The sequence below is a fragment of the Gemmobacter megaterium genome, assembly GCF_900156815.1.
Taxonomy (GTDB): Bacteria; Pseudomonadota; Alphaproteobacteria; order Rhodobacterales; family Rhodobacteraceae; genus Wagnerdoeblera; species Wagnerdoeblera megaterium.
Genome location: NZ_FTOT01000030.1, coordinates 1 through 4,494 on the forward strand (window position 1 = coordinate 1; position 4,494 = coordinate 4,494).

At 62.1% G+C, this 4,494-nt stretch carries 4 protein-coding genes; 1 reads left to right on the plus strand and 3 read right to left on the minus strand.

Translation table 11 applies throughout. The features are described from left to right. Positions 1-327: 327 nt before the first annotated feature. Positions 328-1,365, minus strand: coding sequence for a nucleotidyl transferase AbiEii/AbiGii toxin family protein (locus BW970_RS20055; RefSeq protein WP_076534709.1), 1,038 nt, complete (start codon positions 1,363-1,365; stop codon positions 328-330). Beyond that, positions 1,362-1,961: a DUF6088 family protein gene (locus BW970_RS20060; RefSeq protein WP_200799323.1), complete on the minus strand. Its 600-nt coding sequence runs from the start codon at positions 1,959-1,961 to the stop codon at positions 1,362-1,364. The genes BW970_RS20055 and BW970_RS20060 overlap by 4 nt, the downstream gene beginning before the upstream one ends. A gap of 862 nt (positions 1,962-2,823) precedes the next feature. Here BW970_RS20060 and BW970_RS20065 point away from each other — a divergent pair. Further along, positions 2,824-3,762: a metallophosphoesterase gene (locus BW970_RS20065; protein ID WP_076534713.1), complete on the plus strand. Its 939-nt coding sequence runs from the start codon at positions 2,824-2,826 to the stop codon at positions 3,760-3,762. 9 nt (positions 3,763-3,771) lie between these two features. Here BW970_RS20065 and BW970_RS20070 read toward each other — a convergent pair whose 3' ends face one another. Continuing rightward, a complete protein-coding gene (locus tag BW970_RS20070) occupies positions 3,772-4,152 on the minus strand; it encodes a hypothetical protein (RefSeq protein ID WP_076534715.1) in 381 nt (126 codons plus the stop codon). Positions 4,153-4,494 lie beyond the last annotated feature (342 nt).

The window sequence follows — 4,494 nt, forward strand, 5'->3', positions numbered from 1 at the left end:
TAGTCGCCATCGCGAAACTCCCGCACCCATCTCCGTAAGGCGCGAAATCTCAGGTCCGAGGAACCGGGGGAAGGTGGGAGCCAGCCGCCGCTTACAATTCAAGTTTGGTGGCGACAAGAGGCGGCAAATTGTCGAGTACCTCTTCAACGCATGGGAGGATGGCGAGGAGAGCGTCAGCACCGAAGTCATGTTTGCCGATCTCGAATACGATGTCTCGAGCCGTATGCGGGATATCTTCCAAGGGCCACCCCGATTGGCGCGATCTGATCGAGACGACGGGGGGATCCTGTCGGCTTCGCATCAGGGGGCTTCTGGAGGCCGATACTCCTAACGCCGATTGATTGCGTCCTCGGCGACCTGAAGTTGTTCCATGATCCAGTCGAAAGGCGGTGCCTCGCCGAGCATCATGCCCTGCATCGCCGCATAGTCCTCCTCGATTGCTGCGCGCAACTTGGCGGCCGGCACGACGCAGATCGAGCCCGGCGTGGCCTCTTCGAATTTCTTCCATGCCTGCCTGAAAGCGATGAGATTGTGTTCGCGCACGGCCGCAAGCAGCCCGTCGTCGGCCAGGGCAGAGCGCCCAATCTCCGTGCCGGTGATCATGGCGACGTCATAGTAGTGGCGGGAGATCCTGTCGCTGTCGGCAGGTACCCGTCCTTCGTCACGATGACCGCAGAACGCGCCGTGCAAAATCAGAAGTTTCTCCAGGTAGGTCCGCTGCGGGGCAATGACGTGGATGTTGTCGACTGCGAATGACCATCCGTCGGTCAGTTCCTCTGCGATATAGGGCATCACGCTGGTGGTGGCGTTGGGATCGAGCGCCGAGCGTGCGCCCGCTTCTAGTTTCACGCGTGGGAGGACGTAGGAGATCTCGGTGCTTGGATAGAGCGTCGGGTACTCGATCAGCAGAGTTTGCTGATCGCTGTCCTCATCGTCTGGCATGATGCTGCAACGCGCGTCGAGCAGCGGCTTCAGCGCTTCAGCAAGATCACCGCGTATATAGGTGCCGCAGGCGTTCTTCAGGTCATCGAACAGGGCCTTGCGCTTCTTGTTCGAAATTCCCTCTGGGTTCGTCGGGTCGCGCTCGGCTGCAAAGCCGAGACCATCCCGATAAACGACAAGATCGATGTCCTCCGAGAAGCGGCGGATGAGCCCATAGGCCTTGGATAACGCCGTGCCACCCTTGAACAAGAGTTGCGGGTGGCCCTCCGGCAAGCGTTTGTAGAGCGCGTCCAGCACGAAGCAGACCCAGAAATCCTTCTCGACATAGCTCGGAAGCGTGTCGAGGCGGTCAGCAGCCGCCTCGAATACGTCTTTCTGGTTGCGAGCTGAAAGCGCGAGAAACCGCGTGTAGCTCTCGCTCATGGTGTGGCGATCTGCGGATCGACAAGGCTATGCGCGATGGGCGCTGCCCAGCTCGGCAGGCCGCCGCTGTTACGGACGAGATCCTTTTTCACGGCATCTGGCAGCTTGCGCTTGAGCGTGGTCACAACCCGTGTGTCCAACGCTGCTTGCGGTCCGAGCCAGCGCAGCGCCTGCGCGACTGGCGCGGAGGCTTTACCCGCCCATGCCATCACACTCGGACCTGCATGCCGTAGCCGCACGGTCCGATTGCCGATCTTCACGTCCCGCGTCGCCCCGTCCGTCACATAGCTTGTCTTCGCGGGGACAGCATTGGTCAGGCCCAGCTGGTTCGCTGCGGCGATGCCATCGGGCATGATGCGAACACTATCGCGCCGCGCGAGGGCTGCAACCGCCTTGTCCATGTCGACCGGTGCAGGCCGCTTCAGGACGCCGCTGGTGCGGGGAAGATCGTAAAGCCCACGGCCGACACGACGGAGATCGCCACTCTTTGCCAGGCGCGACAACGCCTGATCGATAGCCGCACGGCTACCGAGGTCGAGGAAGTCCTTGGGGGTGCAAACCCACTTCCCGCGTCCCTTCGAACGAAGGCGCTTCATGATTCTATCAGAAATACCAGTCATCTGAGCGGTCCTCGTAGGCTTTTCGTTGTCAGAAACATAAAGGATTTTTCTGACCAAATCAATTCCTCCCCGAATGCACCCCTTTCGCCTCCCTCAGCCCTCCCACGCCCTCCGCCATGTTGAACCCGCAAGTGTTCGCAGAAATCCCAAGGAGGTTCACATGGCGACCAGGCACCTTTCCCAGATCGAGCTGGCGGCTCGCTGGAACATTTCACACCGCACGCTGGAGCGCTGGCGGTGGACGGTACGGGCGGGCGGAGCGTCTCTTCTTGCTACAGACCGAGTGTCTGACGGTCGTTGATGCGCAGATTTCTGCGGCGATCCCGTGCCGAAGCCATCGACACGGGAGAGAGTTCGGTATTCGTTACACTCCCTCCGCCATCATCCCTGTTGCGAACATGGACAGGCGCCCCACGCGGCGCGGAAATAGTCGTGTTTTCAAAGGGCTTTGCTTCCCCGATGCGAACCTCTGAGACTGCGCCTCAGGCCCAATCCGGGCTCTGAGCGGGGCTACGTCTCTGTTCGGGCGAACCTCGCCAAATTCGGTTCGGTCGGATTTTTCGGCGTCTTTCCAATGACCTGACTTTCAAAACCGCCAAAAATTCTGGCCTTGTGTCAATCGCCTTCGACGGGAACAGAGCCGCAACACGCGAGAGGCGCAGCCGTTGGGTGCGCTGGCCGAATGGCGCGTAGCGGTGACGGTGTCCGCCCCTGTAGAGAACCGGAAAACCCCGACGACAAAAGGGCTTGAGCTCGCTAGCGTTAGAAGGCGCGGGGCGGTGACCAACAGCACTTGCGAACCAGCCATCAGCATATGGAACGATTTTCAGGAGAGCTCATGGGAACAGTCGATATCATCCCCGACATCCACGGGCAGATCGCTAAACTACGGGGAGCGCTCGGTGCCCTCGGATGGCGGCGGAGTCCAGCGGGCTGGATCCACCCCGACCCGGAGCGGACCATCGTCTTTCTGGGCGACTTCATCGACCGTGGGCCGGAGAACCGGGCCGTCATTCACCTGGTGCGCGACCTGACCGACAGCGGCAAGGCCCGCGCGATCATGGGCAACCACGAGCTCAATGCCCTTCACTTCCACACGGCCCACCCCAAGACCGGCCAGCCCCTCCGCGCTCATTCGGAGAAGAACCTGCGCCAGCACGCAAGCTTCCTGGCGGAGTTCCCCGTCGGTGCCGGCGAGACCCGCGAGGCGCTGGCGTGGATGCGCAGCCTCCCTCTGTTTCTGGAAACTGAGGGATTCCGCGCCGTGCATGCCTGCTGGGTCGACCCCACGATCGACCGCGTGCGGGCGCTCACCGACGGCGGCGTTCTGTCCGAAGCGCAGTTGATCCGCGCGGCTGACCCTGCCGACGAGCTTTTCCACCTTGCCGAGGAAATCACGAAGGGGCCCGAACACCAGCTTCCAGATGGGTTTGCATTCCGCGACAAGGACGGCACCCACCGCGATCACGTCCGACTGCAATGGTGGAATGCAGGGGCCCGGACCTGGCGTGACATCGCAATCTCGGTGCCTGTTCCGGATGATCTGCCCGATGTCCCACTACCGGGAACCCTGATGGCGCAGACCTATCCCGCCCACGAACGCCCCGTCTTCTTCGGTCACTACTGGCTCAGCGGCGATCCGGTCCTGCAGGCTCCGAACGCGCTGTGCCTCGACTATTCCGCCGGCAAGGATGGGCCGCTGATCACATACGAACTGCACCCGGGTGAGACGTTGCTCTCCCCCGACCGGGTTTGGCTTCACGCGATCCCTGACTGACCCTTCGTCTCAGTCGAACACCCGCCCCGGCTGCTCGTCCCACGGCAGGGACGCCACGAAGCACAGGTCATAGATGCTGATCGTCGAGGGCTCGCGGTGGACGACCATCCGCTCGAGGACTTCGGGAGCCAGCCACGCGAGGCGCAGGAGGCGGCTGACGTAGCGGTCGGATAGGCCCACCTCAGCGGCGAGGTCGGCAAGCGTTGCGACGTCGCCGCATTCCAGCCGCTGCCGCCAGCCCCATGCGCGGCCGATGGCGCGCAAGAGGTGGGGATCCTGCCCGCGCCCCATGGCGGCCTCGACGTGCTTCGGCGGAAGGATCCGGGGACGACCGCCGCGGCGGCGCAGTTCAAGCGGAATATGGACGCGCAGGGTCTCGGGCTCGGGCATCAGGCGACCTCCTTCTTCTGAGGCGCCATCAGCGCGGCGATGGCGCCGAGGCCGTCGTGGCGCAGGTCGATGGCGAGGCCCGTTGCCCAACCCGCCCGAATGGGCAAAACTCACACCCGGAGGCACGCTCACACTAGATAAAAGTCGGGGGCAACGTCACGTGGTGTACATTTAGAATGTCCCGCATGCCATATGTCTGGAGGAGATCGTGATGGCTGTTTTCAAGCGAGATGATCCGCATGATCTACTTGATCTGAGCTACCCCCCGAAATTCGGACACTGACATAAGCTACGATTTGCAGTCTGCTGATCTTCGACGAGAAGGAGATCAGAAATGTCGAA